The organism is Terriglobus albidus (assembly GCF_025685425.1).
GTDB classification, from domain to species: Bacteria; Acidobacteriota; Terriglobia; order Terriglobales; family Acidobacteriaceae; genus Terriglobus; species Terriglobus albidus.
On the sequence record NZ_JAGTAS010000024.1, the window covers coordinates 38,051 to 59,132 of the forward strand.

General features: G+C 59.7%; 20 protein-coding genes and 1 riboswitch. Of the genes, 8 read left to right on the forward strand and 12 right to left on the reverse strand.

What is annotated here, in order from left to right:
- The first annotated feature begins 69 nt into the window (after positions 1 to 69).
- Positions 70 to 1,545, forward strand: coding sequence for a phosphomethylpyrimidine synthase ThiC (gene thiC / locus OHL21_RS03425; protein WP_263415840.1), 1,476 nt, complete (start codon positions 70 to 72; stop codon positions 1,543 to 1,545).
- Positions 1,546 to 1,918: 373 nt separating this feature from the next.
- Here the strand turns inward: thiC and OHL21_RS03430 are convergent, their stop codons facing one another.
- From OHL21_RS03430 to uvrA, 9 genes are all read right to left on the reverse strand, one after another.
- On the reverse strand, positions 1,919 to 3,175 hold the full coding sequence (locus OHL21_RS03430; protein ID WP_263415841.1) for a sialidase family protein: 1,257 nt from the start codon (positions 3,173 to 3,175) through the stop codon (positions 1,919 to 1,921).
- Positions 3,175 to 5,316, reverse strand: a complete 2,142-nt coding sequence (locus OHL21_RS03435; protein ID WP_263415842.1) for a M28 family metallopeptidase — start codon at positions 5,314 to 5,316, stop codon at positions 3,175 to 3,177. Before OHL21_RS03435 ends, OHL21_RS03430 begins: the two co-directional genes overlap by 1 nt.
- An 82-nt stretch (positions 5,317 to 5,398) precedes the next feature.
- Positions 5,399 to 5,800, reverse strand: a complete 402-nt coding sequence (gene mscL, locus OHL21_RS03440) for a large conductance mechanosensitive channel protein MscL (protein ID WP_263415843.1) — start codon at positions 5,798 to 5,800, stop codon at positions 5,399 to 5,401.
- A gap of 44 nt (positions 5,801 to 5,844) precedes the next feature.
- The gene (locus tag OHL21_RS03445; RefSeq protein ID WP_263415844.1) at positions 5,845 to 6,153 is read right to left on the reverse strand and encodes a permease; all 309 of its coding nucleotides are present in this window, start codon (positions 6,151 to 6,153) and stop codon (positions 5,845 to 5,847) included.
- A gap of 264 nt (positions 6,154 to 6,417) precedes the next feature.
- Positions 6,418 to 7,485, reverse strand: a complete 1,068-nt coding sequence (gene mtnA, locus OHL21_RS03450; protein ID WP_263415845.1) for an S-methyl-5-thioribose-1-phosphate isomerase — start codon at positions 7,483 to 7,485, stop codon at positions 6,418 to 6,420.
- Between the two features lie 19 nt (positions 7,486 to 7,504).
- Entirely contained in the window at positions 7,505 to 7,978 is a 474-nt protein-coding gene (locus tag OHL21_RS03455) for a hypothetical protein (protein ID WP_263415846.1), read from the reverse strand.
- A gap of 87 nt (positions 7,979 to 8,065) precedes the next feature.
- Positions 8,066 to 8,662 carry an orotate phosphoribosyltransferase gene (gene pyrE, locus OHL21_RS03460; RefSeq protein WP_263415847.1) on the reverse strand — a complete coding sequence of 199 codons (597 nt, stop codon included), beginning with the start codon at positions 8,660 to 8,662 and terminating at the stop codon, positions 8,066 to 8,068.
- A gap of 32 nt (positions 8,663 to 8,694) precedes the next feature.
- Complete coding sequence (locus OHL21_RS03465) at positions 8,695 to 9,585, reverse strand: CPBP family intramembrane glutamic endopeptidase (protein ID WP_263415848.1); 891 nt, start codon at positions 9,583 to 9,585, stop codon at positions 8,695 to 8,697.
- Complete coding sequence (uvrA, locus tag OHL21_RS03470) at positions 9,582 to 12,401, reverse strand: excinuclease ABC subunit UvrA (RefSeq protein WP_263415849.1); 2,820 nt, start codon at positions 12,399 to 12,401, stop codon at positions 9,582 to 9,584. The genes OHL21_RS03465 and uvrA overlap by 4 nt, the downstream gene beginning before the upstream one ends.
- 202 nt (positions 12,402 to 12,603) lie before the next feature.
- Between uvrA and OHL21_RS03475 the strand changes: the two genes are divergently transcribed.
- Positions 12,604 to 12,771 (forward strand): hypothetical protein, encoded by a 168-nt coding sequence (locus OHL21_RS03475; protein WP_263415850.1) that lies wholly within the window; start codon positions 12,604 to 12,606, stop codon positions 12,769 to 12,771.
- 209 nt (positions 12,772 to 12,980) lie between these two features.
- On the opposite strand, the gene OHL21_RS03480 is transcribed toward OHL21_RS03475, so the two are convergent.
- Positions 12,981 to 13,757 carry a hypothetical protein gene (locus tag OHL21_RS03480; protein WP_263415851.1) on the reverse strand — a complete coding sequence of 259 codons (777 nt, stop codon included), beginning with the start codon at positions 13,755 to 13,757 and terminating at the stop codon, positions 12,981 to 12,983.
- A 122-nt stretch (positions 13,758 to 13,879) separates the two neighbouring features.
- Here OHL21_RS03480 and OHL21_RS03485 point away from each other — a divergent pair, with 122 nt between their 5' ends.
- Genes OHL21_RS03485 through OHL21_RS03495 form a run of 3 tightly spaced genes read left to right on the forward strand, consistent with a single transcriptional unit; the run spans position 13,880 to position 16,022 of the window.
- Positions 13,880 to 14,881 carry a hypothetical protein gene (locus OHL21_RS03485; RefSeq protein ID WP_263415852.1) on the forward strand — a complete coding sequence of 334 codons (1,002 nt, stop codon included), beginning with the start codon at positions 13,880 to 13,882 and terminating at the stop codon, positions 14,879 to 14,881.
- A 50-nt stretch (positions 14,882 to 14,931) separates the two neighbouring features.
- Positions 14,932 to 15,582: a nitroreductase family protein gene (locus tag OHL21_RS03490; RefSeq protein ID WP_263415853.1), complete on the forward strand. Its 651-nt coding sequence runs from the start codon at positions 14,932 to 14,934 to the stop codon at positions 15,580 to 15,582.
- On the forward strand, positions 15,579 to 16,022 hold the full coding sequence (locus OHL21_RS03495) for an NUDIX hydrolase (RefSeq protein WP_263415854.1): 444 nt from the start codon (positions 15,579 to 15,581) through the stop codon (positions 16,020 to 16,022). Before OHL21_RS03490 ends, OHL21_RS03495 begins: the two co-directional genes overlap by 4 nt.
- A gap of 94 nt (positions 16,023 to 16,116) precedes the next feature.
- Here the strand turns inward: OHL21_RS03495 and OHL21_RS03500 are convergent, their stop codons facing one another.
- Complete coding sequence (locus OHL21_RS03500) at positions 16,117 to 16,569, reverse strand: molybdopterin-binding protein (RefSeq protein ID WP_263415855.1); 453 nt, start codon at positions 16,567 to 16,569, stop codon at positions 16,117 to 16,119.
- A 120-nt stretch (positions 16,570 to 16,689) separates the two neighbouring features.
- Between OHL21_RS03500 and nuoI the strand changes: the two genes are divergently transcribed.
- Together nuoI and OHL21_RS03510 are read left to right on the forward strand one after the other, a co-directional pair.
- Positions 16,690 to 17,193 (forward strand): NADH-quinone oxidoreductase subunit NuoI, encoded by a 504-nt coding sequence (nuoI, locus tag OHL21_RS03505; protein ID WP_263415932.1) that lies wholly within the window; start codon positions 16,690 to 16,692, stop codon positions 17,191 to 17,193.
- 119 nt (positions 17,194 to 17,312) lie between these two features.
- Positions 17,313 to 17,633, forward strand: a complete 321-nt coding sequence (locus tag OHL21_RS03510) for a response regulator (protein ID WP_263415856.1) — start codon at positions 17,313 to 17,315, stop codon at positions 17,631 to 17,633.
- 339 nt (positions 17,634 to 17,972) lie between these two features.
- Here OHL21_RS03510 and OHL21_RS03515 read toward each other — a convergent pair whose 3' ends face one another.
- Complete coding sequence (locus OHL21_RS03515) at positions 17,973 to 19,433, reverse strand: zinc-binding metallopeptidase family protein (RefSeq protein ID WP_263415857.1); 1,461 nt, start codon at positions 19,431 to 19,433, stop codon at positions 17,973 to 17,975.
- Positions 19,434 to 19,573: 140 nt separating this feature from the next.
- A riboswitch (SAM riboswitch) is annotated at positions 19,574 to 19,679 on the forward strand.
- A gap of 116 nt (positions 19,680 to 19,795) precedes the next feature.
- Between OHL21_RS03515 and thrC the strand changes: the two genes are divergently transcribed.
- Positions 19,796 to 21,079 carry a threonine synthase gene (gene thrC, locus OHL21_RS03520; RefSeq protein ID WP_263415858.1) on the forward strand — a complete coding sequence of 428 codons (1,284 nt, stop codon included), beginning with the start codon at positions 19,796 to 19,798 and terminating at the stop codon, positions 21,077 to 21,079.
- Positions 21,080 to 21,082: the final 3 nt, after the last annotated feature.

Here is a 21,082-nt window from a genome sequence, read left to right on the forward strand (position 1 = left end):
TGCTTCGCAGGCTGTGCGGGCGTATACTCAGAGTTTCATACCCAGTCATCGGGAGAGGTAGATAAGACAATGAGCGCAAACGGAAACGGCCACACTGTACACGCCAACGGCAACGACTATGTCGTGCCGAAGCCGCGGGCGGAATGGATCGTGAACCGCAGGAAAGAGGCCGAGCGCACGGGCGACTGGAACATGAGCCAGATGCACTTTGCGCGTAAGGGCCTGGTGACAGAGGAGATGAGCTTCGTCGCCCATAAGGAGAAGCTGGCGCCGGAGTTTATCCGCGATGAGATCGCCGCCGGCCGCATGATCATTCCAGCCAATATCAATCATCCCGAGCTGGAGCCGATGGCGATCGGCGTCGGATCGCTCTGCAAGATCAACGCCAATATCGGAAACTCGGCGATCACGTCGAACGTCGACGAAGAGCTGCGCAAGCTGCACACCGCCGTCCACTATGGCGCCGACACCGTGATGGACCTGTCCACCGGCGGCGATATTCCGATGATCCGCGAAGCCATTCTGCGCCATTCGCCCGTGCCAATCGGCACGGTGCCGTTGTATGAGGCTCTGAGCCGGGTGAAGAAGGTCGAAGATCTGAGTATCGATCTGTACCTGGAGGTCATCGAGGAGCAGGCATTACAAGGTGTGGATTACTTCACGATCCATGCCGGTGTTCTGATCCAGTATGTACCGATGGTCTCCAAGCGCATTACCGGCATTGTGAGCCGCGGGGGCGCCATCATGGCGCAGTGGATGACTTCACATCACAAGCAGAACTTTCTTTACGAGAACTTCGACCGCATCACGAAGTTGATGGCGAAGTACGACGTCAGCTACTCGCTGGGCGACGGCCTGCGTCCTGGTTGCGTGGCCGATGCCAGCGACGAGGCGCAGTTTGCCGAGCTGAAGACCCTGGGTGAGCTGACACAGCAGGCGTGGAAAGACGATGTGCAGGTCATGATCGAAGGCCCTGGCCACGTTCCGATGGACAAGATCAAGGAGCAGGTCGACAAGGAGGTCGAGCTCTGCCACGGAGCTCCTTTCTACGTTCTCGGTCCCCTGGTTACGGACATCGCTCCCGGCTACGACCACATCACCTCGGCCATCGGTGCTGCGATGATCGGTTGGCACGGCGCTGCGATGCTCTGCTACGTCACCCCGAAGGAGCACCTCGGCCTGCCGAACGAGAAGGACGTGAAGGACGGCATCATTGCCTATAAGATTGCCGCACACGCGGCCGATATCGCACGGCACCGTCCTGGCGCCCGCGATCGCGATGACGCCATCAGCCATGCCCGCTATACCTTCGATTGGGACAAGCAGTTCGCGCTCTCGCTCGATCCGGATACGGCTCGTTCCATGCACGACGAGACGCTTCCAGATGACTATTACAAGGAAGCTGCTTTCTGCTCCATGTGTGGTCCGAAGTTCTGCTCGATGAACTGGTCCAGTAAGGTGGACAAGTACAACGAAGAGGTTCACGGCCTGAAGAAGAGCGACCTGACTCAGATCGTGACCGAGCAGATGGCTCTGCGCGGATAGCCTCTCGCAAACATAAAAGAAGGGCCGCTTCCGATTCGGGGCGGCCCTTTCTACTGCAATGGTTTTCTTTGTTTAAAGTTCATTTTCCGGAGCAGCCTCGGACCTGACGACTAAAACTGGTACCCAGATCAGGGCTAAAATCACAACGCCGAAGATGAGGGTATGAGGCATGCCGGTTTTCCTTACAAGAATCATCCGCCTTTTTCCTGTGGATCGTTATCCCTGAACCGGGCTATCGGGATACACCGAAAGTTGCAAAGTTGGAGTATTTTCCCTGTGGGCGTAGTCCAGAGCATCCGCATGTATAGGCGTTTTCCGCAATGAAAACGCCACTGCACGCTCTCCGGGATACGCAGCAACAGGGAAAAATGGTCTAATGCATCGTGGCGCGGGCCAGGAAGGTTTTTGGCTGCTCCTCTTCCGTTGACCAGGCGACATAGACCGAGCCATCCTGACCGAGGGACGTAGCGGGATACCGTCCTCCCAAAACGACAGAAGGCAGCGCCGAGGCACGCGAGACGGCGCCTTCGGCGGAGACGCCATAGACATACGGCACCAGTGGAGACCACTCGCCAGTCTGGCCTGCAGCGCGTCCTGAGAAGGAGACGGCGATGGAGCCGTCTTCCCGTTGCGCCAAATAGGGATGATTGGCCGAGAGACTTCCGTCACTTACCGGTCTCGCCGCTTGGAAGGTCTTTCCCCTGTCGGAGGAAACTGCCAGGCGGATGCCCGGTTTCTGCTCTGACGCGGTGTACCAGCTCACGATCGGGTTGTTCTTCTGAATGGCGATCACCGGGCCGGATTCAGGACAGCCGAAGAGCTTCCAGCGGTCGGTCGAGACGCGAATCGGGGAGCTCCAATGTTGTCCACCATCGTGCGAGCTGACCATGGCGATATCCCGCTCATTGTCATCGTAGACATGTCGGTAGACCACATACACCGTGCCGTCCGGTGCAACCGCAGCCGCCGGACGGCAGCAGGGGCAGGAGAGATCTGCCACACGGACGTTGGGCTGGAAGGTCATGCCTTTATCGGTCGATCGCGCCAGGTAGACAGAGAAGGTTCCAGCGGCCGAAGCCGGCGCGCGGCCGTCGAGCCAGACTGCATAGATATCGCCGTTTGGGGCGACCGTGAAGCTGGCAAAGCCTGTGTAGCTCGTATCGCCGGCGGGTTTGTCCACCGGCGAGACGACATGCGGTGGCATGTGCGCCATGCCGGGCGAGGTGCGGGCAAACTGCAGCGTCGTTGAACCTGCCTCATCGTGCTGCTGCCACAGCGCATAGGCATACATGCCGCGTGCCGCTATCTGCGGTGCGTTTTCCGCTGCGGTGGAGACCATGGTTCCGGCGGCGTTGAGCACCGCTGGTTGGCCCCAGTGATCGCCCGCGTCGTTGCTGATTGCTAGTGCGAGCTTCGACCCGCCCTGGGAGCGGTCAACGCCCAGCAGATAGAGGTCTCCGTTGACCGCCGAGGCCACGACCGGCCTCATCAACGCGAACGGCAGCTGATGCGGCTGTGGCTCGAAGCGGAAGCCTGATTCGGCTGTCGCCGCACTCTGCCCATGCCGGCATGCAGTTGCCAGCATGGACAACAGCAGCGCAGCCGTGGGTGCGAGGCAACGAGCCATCATCAGTGGGCAACGCCTTCCAGAATCTGTGCGGCCTGGTTGAGCGCTTCGGTCAGGACTCCAAGCTGCGCCTGGGCAAGAGCCGCATCCGGCTTGTTGTTGATGCCGCCTTCCATGGCCTCATTCACTCCTGGAATCACCACCGCGGCATAGCCGGTGTACTCACCCGGGGCGTAGATGACGTGCTTGTACCAGGGGCGATTGGGCAGGCCCTGTGAAGAGATGAAAGCGCCTTCGACAGCTCGCAGGCTGTCATTCAGCGCCTTCAGGTTGCCGCTGAAGCTGTTCTGCCGTGTGCGGACTGCCGAACCGGCAGCCTCAAACCGCTTGGCCGCGGCGGCTGCGGCGTCGAAGTTCAGTGTCAAACCATCGGTCGATGCCTTCTTCTTCGCGGTGGAGATGTACTCCTCTACCGCCTTTCCATACGCCTGATAGTCATACGGCAGCACGTCGGCATCGGCCATGTGCAGAATCTCCAGCCCGAAGACGCGGGCCTGCTGCTGCTCGTAGACGAAGGTCGGGTCAGCGTTCTTGACGAACCATGCGTAGTTATCGAACACCGAATGATAGACGCCGTAGCGGCCGCTGGAGCCGATATCCGTCGCCGGCACGCCGATATGCTGAATAAACGGGGTGTAGTCGGAGCCGGAGCCAAGAGCGTCGACCTTTACGTCATTATCGACGGAGGTCACGACGTTGCTGGCGCTGGTGGAGGTTCCACGTCCGCGACCCTCTTCCTGTGACTTCTTCCATTGGTCGTAGACGCTGCCGCCCTTGGGGCTGGGGACAGACTTGGTAACTTCGCGAACAAACTGCTGCAGGGAGGGGACAGAAGAGGCTCCGAAATCCGGACCGCTGACACCCACGTCCGTATTGAAGTAGGCGACGGCATGCTGGAGCTCGGCAGCGTGTTCCTCGGCCCACTCGGTCGACCCGACCAGACCCTCTTCTTCCGCGTCCCAGCTTCCGATGATGACGGTGCGCTTCGGCTTCCAACCCTGTTTGAGCAGCTCGCCCAGACCGTGAACCGTCTCCAGCATGGCGGCTGTTCCGCTGTTCGGGTCAACTGCTCCGTAGACCCAGGCATCGCGGTGATTGCCGGCGATCACCCATTCATCCGGAGCGTCCGTGCCAGGGATCTTGCCGATGACGTTCCAGATCGTACGTACGGCGTAATCCTGCTCCAGATGCATGTGTGCGGTAACGCCTTTGCCGCCGAGATGGTAGGTGAAGGGAAGTGCGCCCTGCCACGGGCGGGGTGACTCCGGCCCGCCGAGAGCACGCAGAATTGGCTGGGCATCCTGGTAGCTCAGGGGATTGGCCGGGATGCTGGGCTGGTCGTCCTGCAGCTTGTTCTCGGGCAGGCGGGCGGAGTCCGGCAGCTTCTCGGTGGAGGCGACTCCGGGCGTCTCGGGATCGCCGGTGTATTTGGCGATGAACTGCACGCTGCCACGTTGGACGGCGTTGTCCGGACGGAAGGCGCCTTGCGGATACTTGTCACCTTTGACCCAGCCATCGTCGGCCGGATCGGAGTAGATCAGCACACCGGAGGCCCCCATCTGCTGGGCGATATAGACCTTTACGCCGCGGAAGTTCTGGCCGTAGCGCACAAGGGCAATCTTGCCGTGCATATCGATGCCGAGTTCCTTGATCTTTCGGAAATCGGCAAGCGTGCCGTAGTTGCAGTAGATGACCTCGCCGGTGACATCACCCGAAGGGGAGGAGCCGTTGAAGGCCGGCAGAACGCGCGGATCGTCCTGGAAGGGGTCGCCGTCGACATGCTCTTTGGTCGGGCCGGACATCAACTTTTTGCCCTTGCTGTCGAAGGCCTCGATGCTGATCTTCTTTGGTTTGTTCAGAAGCACGCGATAGGGGACGATCTCGGTTTGCAGACCGGCTTCTTTGAACTTAGCCGCGACGTACTGTGCTGTCTTCAGGTCTTCGGGGGAACTGGCCCAGTGGGGCTCGGCCGTAAGAGTCTTGAGGTGCTGGCCGGCGAGTTTGGGGTCGGGCACGGCAAGAAAGGTCGTATCCCACTTCTGCTGCTGGGTGAAGTCACGATACCCGAAGACGGACGGCGACTGCGCTACGGCGGCGAGGCTGACAAAGGCAAGAGAGATGGCAACAGCCTGGGTGCGATGCACTCGTGAAGATCCTTCCTATCGTGAATCTTGTATGAAGGACAGAGTACAGCACCCAGGCCACGCTTGCCGACCGCGACGCGAGCTAGGCGGCAGTTACTGGCTGCGTGCAGTACCTGCAGCGTGTGGCGTCCTTGGGAATGTCGCTTTTGCACTCCGGGCAGGCGCGGGTATCGGCCGGAGGAGGAGGATTGAATCGCCTGAGCAGGTACTGCATGGGCAGCACCATAAAGAAGTAGACGACGGCGGCATTCAGCAGGAAGGTGATGATGGCATTTAGAAAGTTGCCGTATTTCACGACACCGCTACCGACGTGCAGCTCCAGGTAACCGAAGTTCGGTTTGCCCACCGTAGCGGCGATCAGCGGGGTAACGACATCACCAACCAGGGAAGTGGTAATTGCGCCAAATGCCGCACCGATGATGACGGCGACGGCAAGGTCAACGACGTTGCCACGAAGAATAAAGTCGCGAAAGCCTTTCAGCATGCCAGGTCTCCTTACGCGTATTCAACGCGTGCCGACGATAGCCATCAGCGCGCGTTAGTAAGCCAATGCGCATAAGGATACAGAAGAAAGAAGAGCAATAGGGTGATAACCAGCAGATCGGCGTATATCAGCAAAAGTACGCCTCCGTGATACCAGGACCATTGGCGGCGCATGCAGCGGAGGCAGTCGACGGTTCCGAGGAAGGAGGCCAGCGTTGGCAATATGAGCCACAGCGTTGCCCGGCTATTGGGGAAGTCGGAGAGCCAGATGCCGATGGCAAATGATCCAAAGACCAGCAGACCCCCACGTAACAGCGACTTGTGACGAAGGTCGAGCAAGGCCGGTACTGCCATCTTTCCATGGTACTGCTCTCGCGAGGAAGGCGCTTGCTGCTACCAGGCTGCACAGGGCAACCAGTGAGCATAGGGATACAGCAGAAAGAGGAGCACCATCATCAGCACCATCAGAGCGGTGTAGATACGCAGCAGCACGCTTTCGCGATAGCAGCCGGAAAGAAGAAACCCTGCGCAAAGCTCAGCATGGACAGCAGCGAGCCTCGCAGCAGGGATTTCAGATGGGGTTGAAACAGGGCAAAGAGGGCTTCGCTCTGGGGATAACTAATCGGCCGACACCGCAGACTCCGCATCAAGCATCTCCTTCATCGACATCTCGTAAGGTGCCTGAAGGACGCCGCGCTCCGTTATGATCGCCGTCACATACTTCGCGGGAGTGACGTCAAATGCGGGGTTTTCGATGCCCACACCGTGCGGGGTCATCTGCTTGCCGTTCGAGTGCGTGACCTCAACCGGAGAACGCTGCTCGATCGGGATCTGGTCACCGTGCTCTGTCGCCAGATCGATGGTCGACCATGGGGCGGCTACGTAGAACGGAATGCCGTGTTCCTTGGCCAGAACTGCGACGGAGTACGTGCCGACCTTGTTGGCGACGTCGCCGTTGGCGGCGATGCGGTCCGCGCCGACAATCACGGCCTGAATGCGGCCCTGACGCATCAGGGTGCCGGCCATGTTGTCGCACAGAACGGTGGTGGGGATGTTGTCCTGCATCAGCTCCCAGGCGGTGAGACGCGCGCCCTGGAGATAGGGTCGCGTCTCGTCGGCGAGAACGTCGATCTTGTGGCCACGTTCTACGGCGGCGCGGATAACACCGAGCGCGGTTCCATAGCCGCAGGTGGCCAGAGCGCCGGCGTTGCAGTGGGTCAGTACGGTGCCTTTCCGCGGAAGCAGGGCAGCGCCGTGAGCCCCCATCTCCCTGCAGGCTTCGATATCGGCGTCGTACATGGCCTGTGCCTCTGCGATGAGCGCGGCCTTGATCTTCGGAATGGTGATGCCGGGCTTTGCGAGCAGCTCCTTGTACTTCTCATTCATGCGATCGATCGCCCAGAAAAGATTCACCGCGGTGGGACGGGTAGCCGCGAGCACCTTGCTCATCTCTTCGACTTCAGCGCTGAGCTGGTCAAGCGTGGCGGCGGAGCTGCGGTCGACACCGAGGGCGATGCCCATGGCGGCGGAGACGCCGATGGCAGGAGCGCCGCGCACGATCATGTCGCGGATGATGGTGGCAACGTCCTGATAGCTGGTCGCGGTGACGTAGATTTCATCAAGCGGCAGCTTCGTCTGGTCGATAAAGCGGACGCCTTCGGGTGTCCATTCGAGGGTAGGAATCATGTCTATTACAGTTTACCGCTCAGGAAGCCGGGTCGGGGCGGGATGGAGATGCAGGGAATGTGCGGAGGAAGGCTTCTATTTCAGAACGGGTTATGGCCCATTCGGAGATTTTGTCTCCACTGTCTTCGGAGATCGTTCGACGATTGTGGAGGAGAGCGAACGGAGCATCCAGAGAAAACGGCTCCCGAAACCGATCATGCCAGGGCATCTGGTTTTGAAAATAGACGATATCTCCGTCGGGATACATCGGCCACCATTCCATATTCGAAGAGTGCTCGGGGCTAACGTAGTACACGATAAGAGCCGCCTTTTGGCCGGAAAGAACCGTCTCCAGTGCGAGCTTCCAGAGTGCTTCGTAGTCAGCCCTGCTCAGTTCAAACACATTGGCGTAGAGCTCCTCATGAAATGTTCCAATAACGAGATCGCCATGGGCTAAACGCAGCTCTTCGTCAATCACATCTGGTTCACCGCGGAAGCTGATCGAGAAGGACATATCTAAAGGCCGGGCCCATGTCCCCGAGGGACATGGGGCACCCAGAGCATGGTCAGATCTTAGGGTATCGGCGAACCTTACCTATTGCTACTTTTGAGTTGGAAGCGCGATATGCGCGGCACGCACGTCATTTGCGGTGAAGGTGCTAATGAACGGCGCACCCGCTGCAGCAGCCTCGATGTTGGCTCGGCCGCCTTGCTCGCGGTCTACAAGGCAGAGAATGCCGATAACGTCCATGCCTGCCGCCTTTACGGCATCGATGGCGGTGATGGTGCTGCCGCCGGTGGTGCAGACGTCATCCACAACCACGACCTTGGCTCCGTGCTTCAGGAAGCCTTCGATCTGGCGTCCCGCGCCGTGTCCTTTGGGCTGCTTGCGGACGAGGAAGCCATTGAGCAGCGGTGTGCCTGGATGCTCCTTGGCGTACCAGGCAGAGGCGCTGGCGGTGTTGGAGACGACCGGGTCCGCACCCATGGTCAGGCCGCCTACCGCTTCAGCCTGAGGAAAGTGTTGCCGGATCAGATCGTAGAGCACCAGGCCGGTCAGACGGCCGCCTTCAGCGTGCAGCGTGGTGATACGGCAGTCGATGTAGTAGTCCGACTTGGCGCCGGAGGAGAGCGTGAAATCGCCCAGACGGAAGGAGAGTGTGGCGATGAGGTTCAGAAGGGCTTCGCGGTCGTTCATCTCAATGGAGATTGTAGAACCTGGAGTATGCCCTAGTGCTGCAGCTTCTCCAGATGCTGGTAACCGCCGGTAGCAATGAAGGTCACCATAAAGAGCGTGGCATTGTACGAAGCGTGCAGCAGCGTGGAGGCCGCCAGAGAGTTCAACCGCACGCGGACGCTGGTAAGCACGCAACTGACACAGAAGAGAAGAAACACCGCACCCCAGGTGTTGGCCAACTGAGAGGCATGCAGCGCGGCAAATCCAATGCTGGTAAAGATGCCCGAGAAGATCACCGCCTGCAGGCTGACGGTACTGCTCGATTCCCAGTGAGCGCGAGCGGCATCCGAGCGTTCAAGCCGCAGCCAGTCAAAGGCGATGGCCACGCCAGGAAGAAAATAGCCGCGAAACATCATCTCTTCGAAGAAGGGCGCGACGGTGGAACCGAAGATTGTGATCAGCCATAGATCGGCACGATCTTTGAAGAAAGCATTCATCGGTGCGGTGTCCGGTACAGAGACAAAGCGCTCGGCAATTCCCGCTGCAACGGATAGGCCCACTCCGCCCGTGAGCAGCAAAGGCCAGTAACGGCGTACTGCTGCGAAGTTCCACTGCAGCACATCGAAGTAGGGCCGCTTCCAGAAGTGAGGGTAAAGAAAGAAGCTCCAGACCAAGGTGCCTAGATAGCCGATCCCCATGGCATAGACGGACATGCGAGGCAGACTCGCAATTCTCTCCAGACTATCCTTCTGTACCTTGCCGTCGTGGCTTCCGATGACAAAGGACAGGACGAGGGTTGCGACGACCAACAACAGGAAGGCGGAAGCAGCAAAGGCGACTCCGTAGCCGAGATGCGGCTGGCGGACTACCGGAGCTCGGGACTGAAGAGCCTCCTCCAGGCGCCGGAAGTTCTCTTCTGCCCGTTCCTTGTCGATGTCGTTCACTTCCTGGCCTTCTTTCCGGACTTCACCGCCGGTGCGAAGTAGCGCATCAGGAATCCAGCCGTATGCGATGTCTTCACCTTTGCCACCTCAGACGGCGTGCCGGCCGCTACCACGGTACCGCCGCCTGTACCTCCTTCGGGGCCCATATCGATGATCCAATCGGCGTTGCGGATGACATCGAGATTGTGCTCGATGATCAGGACTGTATTGCCAAGGTCAGCGAGGCGGTGCAGCACCTCCAGCAGCTTGCGAACATCGTCAAAGTGCAGACCAGTCGTCGGCTCGTCGAGCATATACATCGTACGTCCGGTTTGCCGTTTGGACAGTTCGCGGGCCAGTTTCATACGCTGCGCTTCGCCGCCGGACAGCGTCGTGGCGGATTGGCCCAGATGGATGTAGCCAAGGCCAACGTCAACCAGCGTCTGCAGCTTGGTTTTAACGTTAGGAATGTCTTCCAGGATGGGCAGTGCGTCTTCGATCGCCAGGTCGAGGAGGTCGGCGATGGAGTAGCCCTTGAACTTCACCGCCAGCGTCTCCTGGTTGTAGCGGCGGCCGTTGCAGACCTCGCACTGCACATAGACGTCGGGCAGGAAGTTCATCTCGATGCGGCGCTGGCCATCGCCCTGGCACGCCTCGCAGCGGCCGCCCTGCACGTTGAAGCTGAAACGTCCCGGCTTATAACCACGCTCGCGCGACTCCGGCAGCATGGCGAAGAGATCACGGATGGCGGTAAAGACACCCGTGTACGTCGCCGGATTGGACCGGGGAGAACGCCCGATAGGGGACTGGTCGATCTGAATGACCTTGTCGAACTCATCGAAGCCTTTGATCGACTTATATGATTCCGGCTCCTCACGGCTGCCGTAGAGCTTCTGTGCCAAGGCACGGTAGAGCGTGTCGTTGATCAGGGTCGACTTGCCCGAGCCGGAGACGCCGGTCACTACGGTCATAATGCCAACCGGCACCTTCACGGTGACATCCTTCAGGTTGTGCCCGCGAGCGCCTTCCACCGTAACCCACTTGCCGGTCAGGGGACGGGGTTCGGTACGCGCTGAGATTGCAATTTGATTCGACAGATAAAGGCCGGTCAGCGAATGAGGGTCTTCCATCATCTGCTGCGGTGTGCCTTGCAGCAGGAGATGTCCGCCGTTCTTGCCGGCGCCCGGGCCGATGTCGATCACATAGTCGGCTTTGCGGATGGTGTCTTCGTCATGCTCGACGACCAGTACGGTGTTGCCGATATCCCGCAGGCTCTCAAGTGCGGAGATCAGGCGCTGGTTGTCGCGCTGGTGCAGACCGATGGAAGGCTCGTCCAGCACATAGAGCACGCCTCTCAGGCGCGAGCCGATCTGGGTTGCCAGACGAATGCGCTGGCCCTCGCCGCCGGAGAGAGTCGCGGCAGAGCGATCCAGAGAGAGATAGCTGAGACCGACGGCGTTCAGGAACTCCAGGCGCTCGATGACCTCACGCTGCAGGCGGTCGGCGATGATGCGCTCGCGTCCGGTGAAGTTGAGTGTTCTGGCGGTATCGAGAGCACGGTCCAGAGAGAGCGCCGTGAATTCGGCGATCGATCGTCCATCGACCCGGACAGCCAGCGACTCGGGCCGCAGACGGGCCCCCTTACAAACAGGGCACATGCTCGCCGACATGTACTGCATCATGTACTCGCGATAGCCCTCGGACCTGGTCTCTTCCAGGGAATCGCGCAGGTAGGCAAGGATGCCGTGGAAGCCGGTGCGCCCGGTCTCTCCCTTCGGAGGCCCATAGAGGAGCAGCTTCTGATGAGCATCCGGCAGCGATTCGAAGGGCTTCTTCAGGTCGATCTTGTACTTCTCGGCAGCCAGCTTGATGAGCTTCAGCAGGTACTGCGAGGCCGATCCTGGTCCCATGGCGCCGTCGAGTAGTGGTTTGGACCAGTCGGTGATGGTTTTGGCCGGATCGAAGTCGTAGATGGAGCCCAGGCCGTGGCACTCAGGGCAGGCGCCGTAGGTGGAGTTGAAGCTGAAGCTGCGGGGCTCGAGCTTCGGTACATTGATGCCGCACTCCGGGCAGGCCATGGAGGACGAGTACAGGGTCTCGTCCATGCCGGCTATCCCGATCAAAACAAGGCCGTTGGCCATCTGCAGGGCTTTTGCGACAGAAGCTTCCAGTCGCCGGGTATCCGGTTTTCCATCGGGACCAAGCTTGAGGATGACGCGATCGACGATGGCTTCGACCGTGTGGTTTTTGCGCTTTTCCAGGCGCATGCCCTCGGTGATTTCGGTGATCTCGCCGTCGATGCGGGCGCGGAAGCCCTGCTGGTCCAAAGCCTCCAACTCTTCGCGGAATTCTCCCTTGCGGCCGCGCACGATGGGGGCGAAGACGGTGATGCGTTCACCCGGCGAGAGGGCGACGATGCGCTCGACGATCTGGTCGGCAGACTGCCGGCTGATCGGACGGCCGCACTGCGGGCAATGGGGCTGGCCGACCGAGGCGTAGAGCAGGCGCAGATAGTCGTAGATCTCGGTAATGGTCCCGACGGTAGAGCGGGGCGAGCGGGAGGTGGTCTTCTGCTCGATGGAGATGGCAGGGGACAGCCCCTCGATGGCGTCCACATCGGGGCGCTCCATCTGGTCGAGGAACTGGCGGGCGTAGGCCGAAAGAGTCTCAACGTAGCGGCGCTGGCCCTCGGCGTAGATGGTGTCGAAGGCGAGAGAAGACTTTCCCGAGCCGGAAAGGCCGGTTACGACCGTCAGGGTGTTTCGGGGAATAGAGACAGAGATGTTCTTCAGGTTGTGCTGACGAGCACCGCGGACCGTAATGTGAGTGATGCTCATAGGCGCCGATTTGCGGTCAGGCCGCAAAACTCTAGAGTACATCCTCCGGAAACCGGAGGTATTCATCGGCAGGCAATGCTATTTCGGGAAAGTCGTATCTGAAGCGGCAATAGTATGGGGTAATGTCGTACTTGCTTAACACACATGTGTTGAAATAATAGGGACGCTGACCACACAGGTGCGTGTTCAGCAGGGAGTGGTCGTGGTGACATCAGTCATGATTCTGTGTGCGGTTCTGGCATCACTGGCAGCAGGTGTTTTGCTGGCTTACGGCATTTGCCAGGCGTTGTTCGCCATCTTCCGTGTGCATGCGCGTTCGGTTGCGGCGACACGTGTCTCCGCGGCGCCGGCACGGACGATTGCCGGATAGAGAGATTCGAAAGTATTCAACAGAAAAGGGAGCCCCTGGGCTCCCTTCTTTCGTTTTTTGTTTGTCATTTCGTAACGATAGCGGAGAAATCTGCTCTCTACCGACAAACAGGCTTCGCTTCATCAACCCAGACAGCAAGCTGTCTGGGGACCCCTTTCGTTCAGCAGATGACAACATTTCTGACAAGAACTTCTGAGACAACGCCCTAGCTATTTCGGAGTTTGCTGTTGGCGCATCTGCATGAGCTGCTGCAGGAGCTGCTCCGGCGTCTTCACACCGTTCGGCGTTTGTTGCTGTTGGGGTTGCTGCTGAGGATTCGAGTCGGGTGTTGACGAGTCAGATGGTGTTGGCAGGGGCTGCTGGGCGCCATCCTGCTGTTGGGCGGGCTGCGGCTGTCCGCCGGGTCCATACCCGAGGGGACCGGGTTGGGGCTGCCCCGGGCGTACGGCGTCGGACCGGGGAATGACCGGCTCATCCTCATTGCCGGCGCGCTCGGCTGCCGCTGAAAAGACATTAGGCGGCGTTGCTGTACCCTGGCGCGCGGTAAGCGTCAGGTGCGCCGGAGAGGCCGCCGTGGCCTCCTGGTACAGCATGTTGCTCTTTGTGCCGTCGAGCAACTGGCGCAGGACCTCGCCGGCAGGCGCCGGCCCGTAGGTGCCGAAGACCCGCTCTTCGCTGACGCCTCCGGTGATGCTCATCCCGGTTTTGCGGGAGATCTCACGAAGAATCTGGTTCAGGCTGGAATTCTGGGTCTTTACCGTCAGAGTGCCGTTGTCAAACGTAATGGACGCTGGCTCCGCCGGCGGAACTGGTGTGGCCTGAGGGACGGGTGCGGGAGCCGGTGCAAGGGCCGTCGGCGCCGTTGGCGGAAGCGTGGCAGATGGTTTCTGCTGCGCTGATTTCTGCTGCGCCTGGGCAAAGGTGACGAGCACAGGCGAGGCCAGCAGAACGAGAAAAACGCCGGAAACAGTAGGATTGCGCGGCATATATAGGGATTAGACGCTGATCGGGCGCGAAATAGGCGCATTTCGCGTCTATTCCAATAGACTATCAATGCTGCGGGCTGGCCGGAGGCAATGGCCGAAACATCCGCAGGCGGGGTTCCGAAATGAAGCGTTTGTCTGCGCTGTTTGCTGTTCTGTTAGCCGCCGGTCCGTTGATGGCGGAGACGTGCACGACCCAGTCTCAGATGCAGGCGGCCGAGCGCGACGGCATTGCCACAGTTGCCCGTACGGTAGCCGCCGCGTTGCAGGCAAACGATGCGACTTCCATCAAGGCGCAGAGCAGTGCCCAGCTCGCGGGCAACTTCGCTGCAGTAGCGTCATTGACCGGGGATACGGCTCCTAAATTGAAGGGCGCGGCGCTGGCCGTGGAGAGTGTGTGGCTTCTTGACGCTACTTCCTTGAAGCCCAATGCGGATGGGTCTCCTGCAACGGGGCAGTTTTTCTGCACGCTGAACCAGAGCTCGGCGGAGACGGATTTCACGATCGCCGGGTTGCCGGCGGGCAAATATGCCTTCGCCATTGTCAATGCATCCGGTACGAATCCATGGCGAATCAGCATGCTGCTACGCGACGAGAGTGGATGGAAGCTTGCCGGCCTGTATCCCAAGGCGTCGACCTCGGCAGGGAAGGATGGCCTGTACTACTGGACGACGGCCCGCACGATGGCCAAGCAGAACCAGCCATGGAATGCGTGGCTGTACTATCAGCAGGCTGCGGCGCTACTGCAGCCGGTAGGGTTTATAAGCAGCACACATCTGGAAAAGCTGCAGACAGAGGCGTCCACCGCTGCGCCGCCGGTACTACAGAAAGGTGTCTCCGTGGACCAGCCGCTGGTACTGCGTGCGACCGATGGGACAGAGTACCGGATTACGGGCTTTGGTTTCGACGATAGCTCCAGCAAAGAGAAGGTGGACTTGGTCGTACATCTCAAGGTAGATACGGCCGGTGATGCCGCGGCCACCCGAAAACGAAACTCTGAGGCTGCGCGAACGCTCGTCCTCGCGTATCCTGAGCTTCGTTCAGCGTTTCATGGAGTATGGGTATCATCGGAGACGCCGGGGGCAAGCCCATTTGCCACCGAAGAGCCGATGGAGAACCTGCGTTGAGCAGTACGGGCCACGGCCACGTTTTTGAGGGAGTAGAAGAACAGGAACGCATGAGCCGCGCCGAGATCAAATCACTCGCCCAGGCGATTCGTGACCGCCGTGCAAGCCAAAGCTTTGACGGCGAACCGATGCCGCAGGACGATCTGCGGAAGATTCTGGAAGCGGGGTTGCAGGCCCCCAGCAGCTATAACCTGCAGCCCTGGCGTTTCATCGTGGTGCAGCAGCCGGAGCAGAAGCGCCGCCTGCGTGGAGCCTGTTTCAACCAGGCCAAGGTGGAAGAGGCCAGTGCAGTGATTGTCGCCTGTGGTGATGCCGACGCCTGGCGTAAGGATCTGGATGAAGTGATCACGTCCGGGCTCCGCGGTGGCATGTCCGAGAGCCTGGCAGCGGCATCGCGAGAGAGCATTCCCCACTACTTCGCCGAGTTCAACTCCGACCAGATGCATGGCTGGCTGAATAAGCAGGTCATGGTGGCCTTTACGCACATGCTGTTGATGGCCGAGGTCTTGGGCTACGACACGGCTCCGATGGAAGGCTTCGAGCAGGATAAGGTGCATGAAGTACTGCGCCTGCCCATGAGCTACTGGGTTGTCGCCGTACTGGCGCTCGGACGGATGCAGGGACCTGACAAATTCAATGGTGGCCGTTTCCCGTTCTCGCACACGGTCTTCTGCGAAGAGTTCGGCAAACCGCTGAAATGAGCGACACACGCGAGTATCCCAGCGTTCCTGTTGTTGGGGTAGGGGCTATCGTCTTTCGGGACCGCAAGGTCCTGCTGGTGCGGCGCGGACGAGAACCGCTCAAGGGCGAGTGGTCGTTACCTGGCGGCCGTCTGGAACTAGGAGAACACCTGGAAGCCGCAGTGATCCGCGAGGTCAGGGAAGAGACCGGGCTGGACGTCCGGGTGGTACGCCACGCCGAGACCCTGGAACGGATCTTCCGCGAAGAAGATCGTGTTCGATACCACTACGTCCTGGTGGATTTTCTCTGTGAAGTCACAGGAGGTGAGCTGCTTTGCGGAGATGATGCCGCAGATGCGGCCTGGTTTCCGCTGGACGCTGTCTTGCGCGGCGAGATCGCGGTTGCGCAGTTCACCCTTGAAGTTCTGGAGAGGGTGGCAGCTGGAACATTTTCCGTGTAGGTGTAGAGTAGGAATTCCGCATCTATGGGCGTTTTCCGCAATGAAAACGCCGCCGCACGCCTCTTCCGGGATACCCAGCAACAGGGAAAATGCTCTACTCGATCGCTTTGACCGTAATGGCGGTCAGATTCCGCACCCAGCGCGCGGGCCGCTTCTCTTCCGTGGAGACCAGCTTGAAGGCTCCGTCGGCGGCGAGGCGCTTCCCGTCGATCTGGTCTGCAACCAGGACATCGCCGGTATGGTTGGCGGAATCCACTTCGGCAAGGGAATAGAGCACGCGATAGTGGTCTGTGCCCTCGGCGATGACTCCCAATAGATAGAGTTTGCCGCGGAGCTTCTCTCCGGTAGGTGCATCGACTTGCTTCAGCAAGTCAGTCAGAGGCACACCCGTGTAGGTTTCCTTTACCTTTCTGTGTTCGTTGAAGAGCTCCACAGACTTGTGCGGCATGGCTTTCAGATCGTCCGGGGACAGCTTCAGAACCTTGCCGGTTGGGCCGGTTACCGTCAACGAGGTAGAAGGAGTGGCTGGTTCGTGCGCATGGGCCATCGCCGGCTGCTGACCGGCCTGGGCGAAGACGGGCAAGCCGATGAAAATGCAGGCGAGAGCAAGGATGGTTGGGCGCATGGCGAATACCAGCGTAACCCCGGTGTGGCATATACTCAAACTATGTCTATCGTCAGCAACGTCGCCGCGATTGCCAAAGGCATGAGCATCACCTTCAAGGAAATGCTGCAGCCCACCGAGGTAGAAAATTACCCCGACGGTCCTGGACCGATGCGCGGCGCTCAGTTCCAGGAGCGCTTCCGCGGTAAGCACCAGTTACAGCGTGACGAGAACGGCCTGGAGAAGTGCGTGGCATGTTTCCTGTGCGCTGCCGCTTGCCCTTCCAACTGCATCTTTATCGAAGCGGCGGACAACACGGAGCAGAAGCGCATTAGCTCTTCGGAGCGGTACGCCAAGGTCTACAACATCGACTACAACCGCTGCATCTTCTGCGGTTATTGCGTTGAGGCTTGCCCGACGGACGCGATCACGCATGGCCACGGCTTTGAGCTGGCCAGCCTGAACGCTACCTCCCTGGTGATGCGTAAGGAAGACCTGCTGGTGCCGATGCAGGCTCTGCCGGCGCATACCGGTTCCGCGGAAGAGAAGTCCGAAGTCCTGGCCTAAGGGTCTTTGGTGAGCCCTTCTTTGCTGAAAGAAATAGCATTCGTTCCCCCAACCAGGCAAGCACCTCCCTTATGGATTCACCCCATCGGAAAGCTATTCTTCATGTCTGTAAGCGAGACATGCTGCGCCCCCTGCGCGATCAGATCCTGCGCCTCTCAGGCTATGAAGTGGATTCGGTCATGAGTGTGGACGAAGGACGTTCGAGCTTCTGGCAGAAGCACTACGATCTCGTGTTGATGGATGTAGAAGGCGACCCGGGTATCGCCGAGGCGGAAGCGTTCTGCAGCGAGCTTAAGACAGTGCAGCCCGATCAGCTTGTGGCCTTTGTATGCAACTGGCGCGTGGCCCTGATGACGGATTGCCCCGACGACATTCTCCGCATGGAGTTCGATCCAGCCAGCTTCGTTGAAGGTGTAAAAGAGATGGTCAAGCTGGATTAGAGCATTTTCCCTGTCGCTGTATCCCGGAAGAGGAGTGCAGTGGCGTTTTCATTGCGGAAACGACCATAGATGCGGAAGCCCTACACTACACCTACAGGGAAATGCGCTCGCTGGGCGTTGATCCTTCAGGGTGTCATTTTGTAGGGAAGCGGAGAAATCTGCTTAGGATCAGATCCAAATACACTTCCTCCTAGCCTCAGCGGCTAAAGCCGGTTCTTTCAGTCCCTGATACGGGACAGCTGAAGCCGTCCCCTTAAGCAATGCATTCGCGCTACGCGCGAATCGGGTGGAATGACCCGGGAGCCACCAATTAGGTGATTAGCCCGCGATAGTGCGATATCACTCCATTCCATAGAAGGCGCCGAAGAATTTATAGATGGACCAGTGGTCTACCTTTGAGCTCATCTCGTAAGTCGCATGCATGCTGAGCAGCGGAATACCGACGTCCAGCACTTCCATGTTCCGCGCCGAGAGGAAGCCTCCAATCGTGCCTCCTCCACCAACTTCGACACGCGGCGTCTGCGTCTGCCATGCGATGTTGTTCTTGTCGAGCAGAGCGATGATGCGGGCGGTGAACTCTGCGTTCGGATCAAAGCCTGCGCCATAGCGTTTGATGGTCACACCATAGCCGACGACCGCCGCATTCGATGCTTCTGAGTTACCGGGGAAGAGCGGGTTTACGCCGTCATTGCAATCGGCCGAGAGCACGGCGGCGTTGCGTAGCGCATGACGGACATCGAGTGCCGAAGCCCCTTTCTTTTGCGCGTCCATCAGTTCCGTAAAGACCGTGTCGAGGAATTGCGAGTTGGCGCCAGTGTTGTTGATGGAGCCGACTTCTTCGAAATTGGTAGCGTAGACCATCGCGGTCTTCTTCGGCGTGCCTTTCAGATCGAAGATGCCGCGTGAGGCTGCATAGCTGAGCGCCTTGTCATCCTGACCCCAGCTTCCGGTCAGTCCGCTGTCGATACCGACGTCGGCGGGTTGTGTTGCCGGCACAAGTTCCAGCTCAGCGGCAACAAGATCCTCGTCCTTGATGTTGAACTTCGCACGCAGGGCGGCCATCACCTGGTCGGCGACAGAGCTCTTCTCGCTGGGAATCGAACCGGCGACCGGATTCATTTCCTCGCCCGCGAGGACGGTGGTGTAGGTGCGGGTGCGTAACAGCGAGTCGGAGTGAGGCGCGGCATCGGCAATGACGAAGACAGGATCTCCGGGAGCGAAGCCGATATTTACCTGCAGGTGCCGGCCGTCGGTGGTATCGATGCGACCGACCAATGCCAGCGGAAGATTCGACCACTGGTACTTCTTGATGCCGCCGTAGAGGGTGGTCTTCAGCAGAGCAACGGAGCCCGGAGCGCCGACAACCGGGCGCGACTTCAGGTTCAGATGGGGTGAGTCCTGGTGGGTGGCGACGATGCGTGTGCCCGTCTCTACGGGATCAGCACCGATGATGGCAAAGACTAGAGCGCGGTCACGATTGTCGAAGATGAGCTTGGCGCCCGGCTTGATCTGCGAGGGAGAGGTGAATTCGCTGAACCCAGCAGCTTTGGCCAGTCGGAGGAACTCCGCAGTGGAAAGGCCGGCGCTCTTGGCGTGCCGCAGGTAGTCCTTATAGGGCTCGGCGAAGGCGAAGACGTCCGACTTCTGCTGAGCCGTAAGCGTGAGCCATGCGGACCTGGCTGCGACCTTGCCGTCCGGGTTTAGTGAGGCCTCTTGTGCGGCGAGGGGAAGCGCAGCCAGGGGCGCGAATATAACGGCGAGAGCCGCCAGGACGGCGGTACGGACCAGGAATCTCGGCATGGCGGAAGGATAAACCGAAAAGAGCGGTTTTCCTGCATTTCGCTGCACTTAGCCGCCATTGGCTGCGGCTATGGCTTGTCTGGAGGCGCATAGCGTGATACAAACAGTACATTCAAGCAAGCCCGCAAGGGTAAGCGCGAATTTCATGAAGAGTGGTTGAGGGACGAGCCCTGTGACACCACGACAACCGGACAGAACAAAGGCGTACCGGTGTCAACTCTCTCCTGGCGACAGGGAACATGAGATTCGGAGTAGGAAAGTTGCAAGTTCCCACCCCGCGCTCCTCGTTCCTGAGTTAAGAGCGCCACTTCCAGAGAGACAGTCACACGCAGAACCCTCCTCCACATGGAGAGCAAGGCCCTATGTCTTCTGGTGCGTGTGCGCCCTACGATCTGAAGTGTAAAGAGTGCGGCAAGAGCTACGGCAAGCAGCCGCTTTCAATCTGCGATGAGTGCTTTTCGCCGCTTGAAGTCTTTTACGACCTCGATGCGGTGAAGGGTAGCGTGACCCGGGAGTCCATTGCTGCCGGGCCTGCAAGCATCTGGCGCTATCGTGCGCTGCTTCCCATTCCTGAGGGCTTCCAGCCCGATCTTCCGGTTGGCTTCACACCGTTGGTCAAGGCCAACAACCTGGGCAAGCGTCTCGGCGCTTCCGATATCTACGTAAAGAACGATGCTGTTTGTTTCCCGACACTGAGCTTCAAAGATCGTGTCGTCGCCGTGGCCCTGGCCAATGCCCGCTCCTTCGGCTTCGACACTGTCGGCGCCAGCTCGACGGGCAACCTGGCAAACTCGGTGGCTGCGCAGGCCGCCCGGCTGGGGCTGAAGAGCTGCATCCTGATTCCGGCTGACCTCGAGCCGGCAAAGATTCTGAATACACTGATCTACGGTGCGCGCCTGGTGCGCATCGACGGCAACTACGACCACGTCAACCGTCTCTGCTCGTTGATCGCCGACCAGTACAACTGGGGCTTCGTCAATGTGAATCTGCGGCCTTACTATGCCGAGGGCTCGAAGACGATGGGTTATGAGATCGCCGAGCAGCTCGGCTGGCGTCTGCCCGACAACGTCGTGGTGCCGATGGCCGGCGGATCGCTGATCCGCAAGATCAAGAAGGCCTTCGACGAGCTGGTGTATCTCGGTATCGTCGAGGCGAAACACGTGAAGTTCTTCGGGGCGCAGGCTACGGGCTGCTCGCCCATTACACACGCGGTGAAGAACAACCTCGACCGCCATGAGCCGCAGAAGCCAAACACCATCGCCCGCTCGCTGGCGATTGGTAATCCGGCCGACGGCCCATATGCGGCCCGTCTGATCCGCGATACCGGCGGCTGGGGTGAGGATGTCTCCGACGTCGAAGTCGTCTCCGGCATTCAGGAGCTGGCGGAGACCGAAGGTATCTTCACGGAGACGGCAGGCGGCGTAACCACGGCTGTGACCGCGAAGCTCTTCGCACAGGGCCGCATTGGTAAGGACGAGACCACAGTGGTCTGCATTACCGGCAACGGCCTGAAGACCACCGATGTGCTGCAGGGCCGCTACGACATCGGACGCGCGGTGAAGCCGCGGCTGGCCGAGTTTGACGCTTATCTGTGCGAGCTGGACGGTCTGCCCGCTGCGGAAGAGGCCGAGCTGGTAGCTCAGTAGACG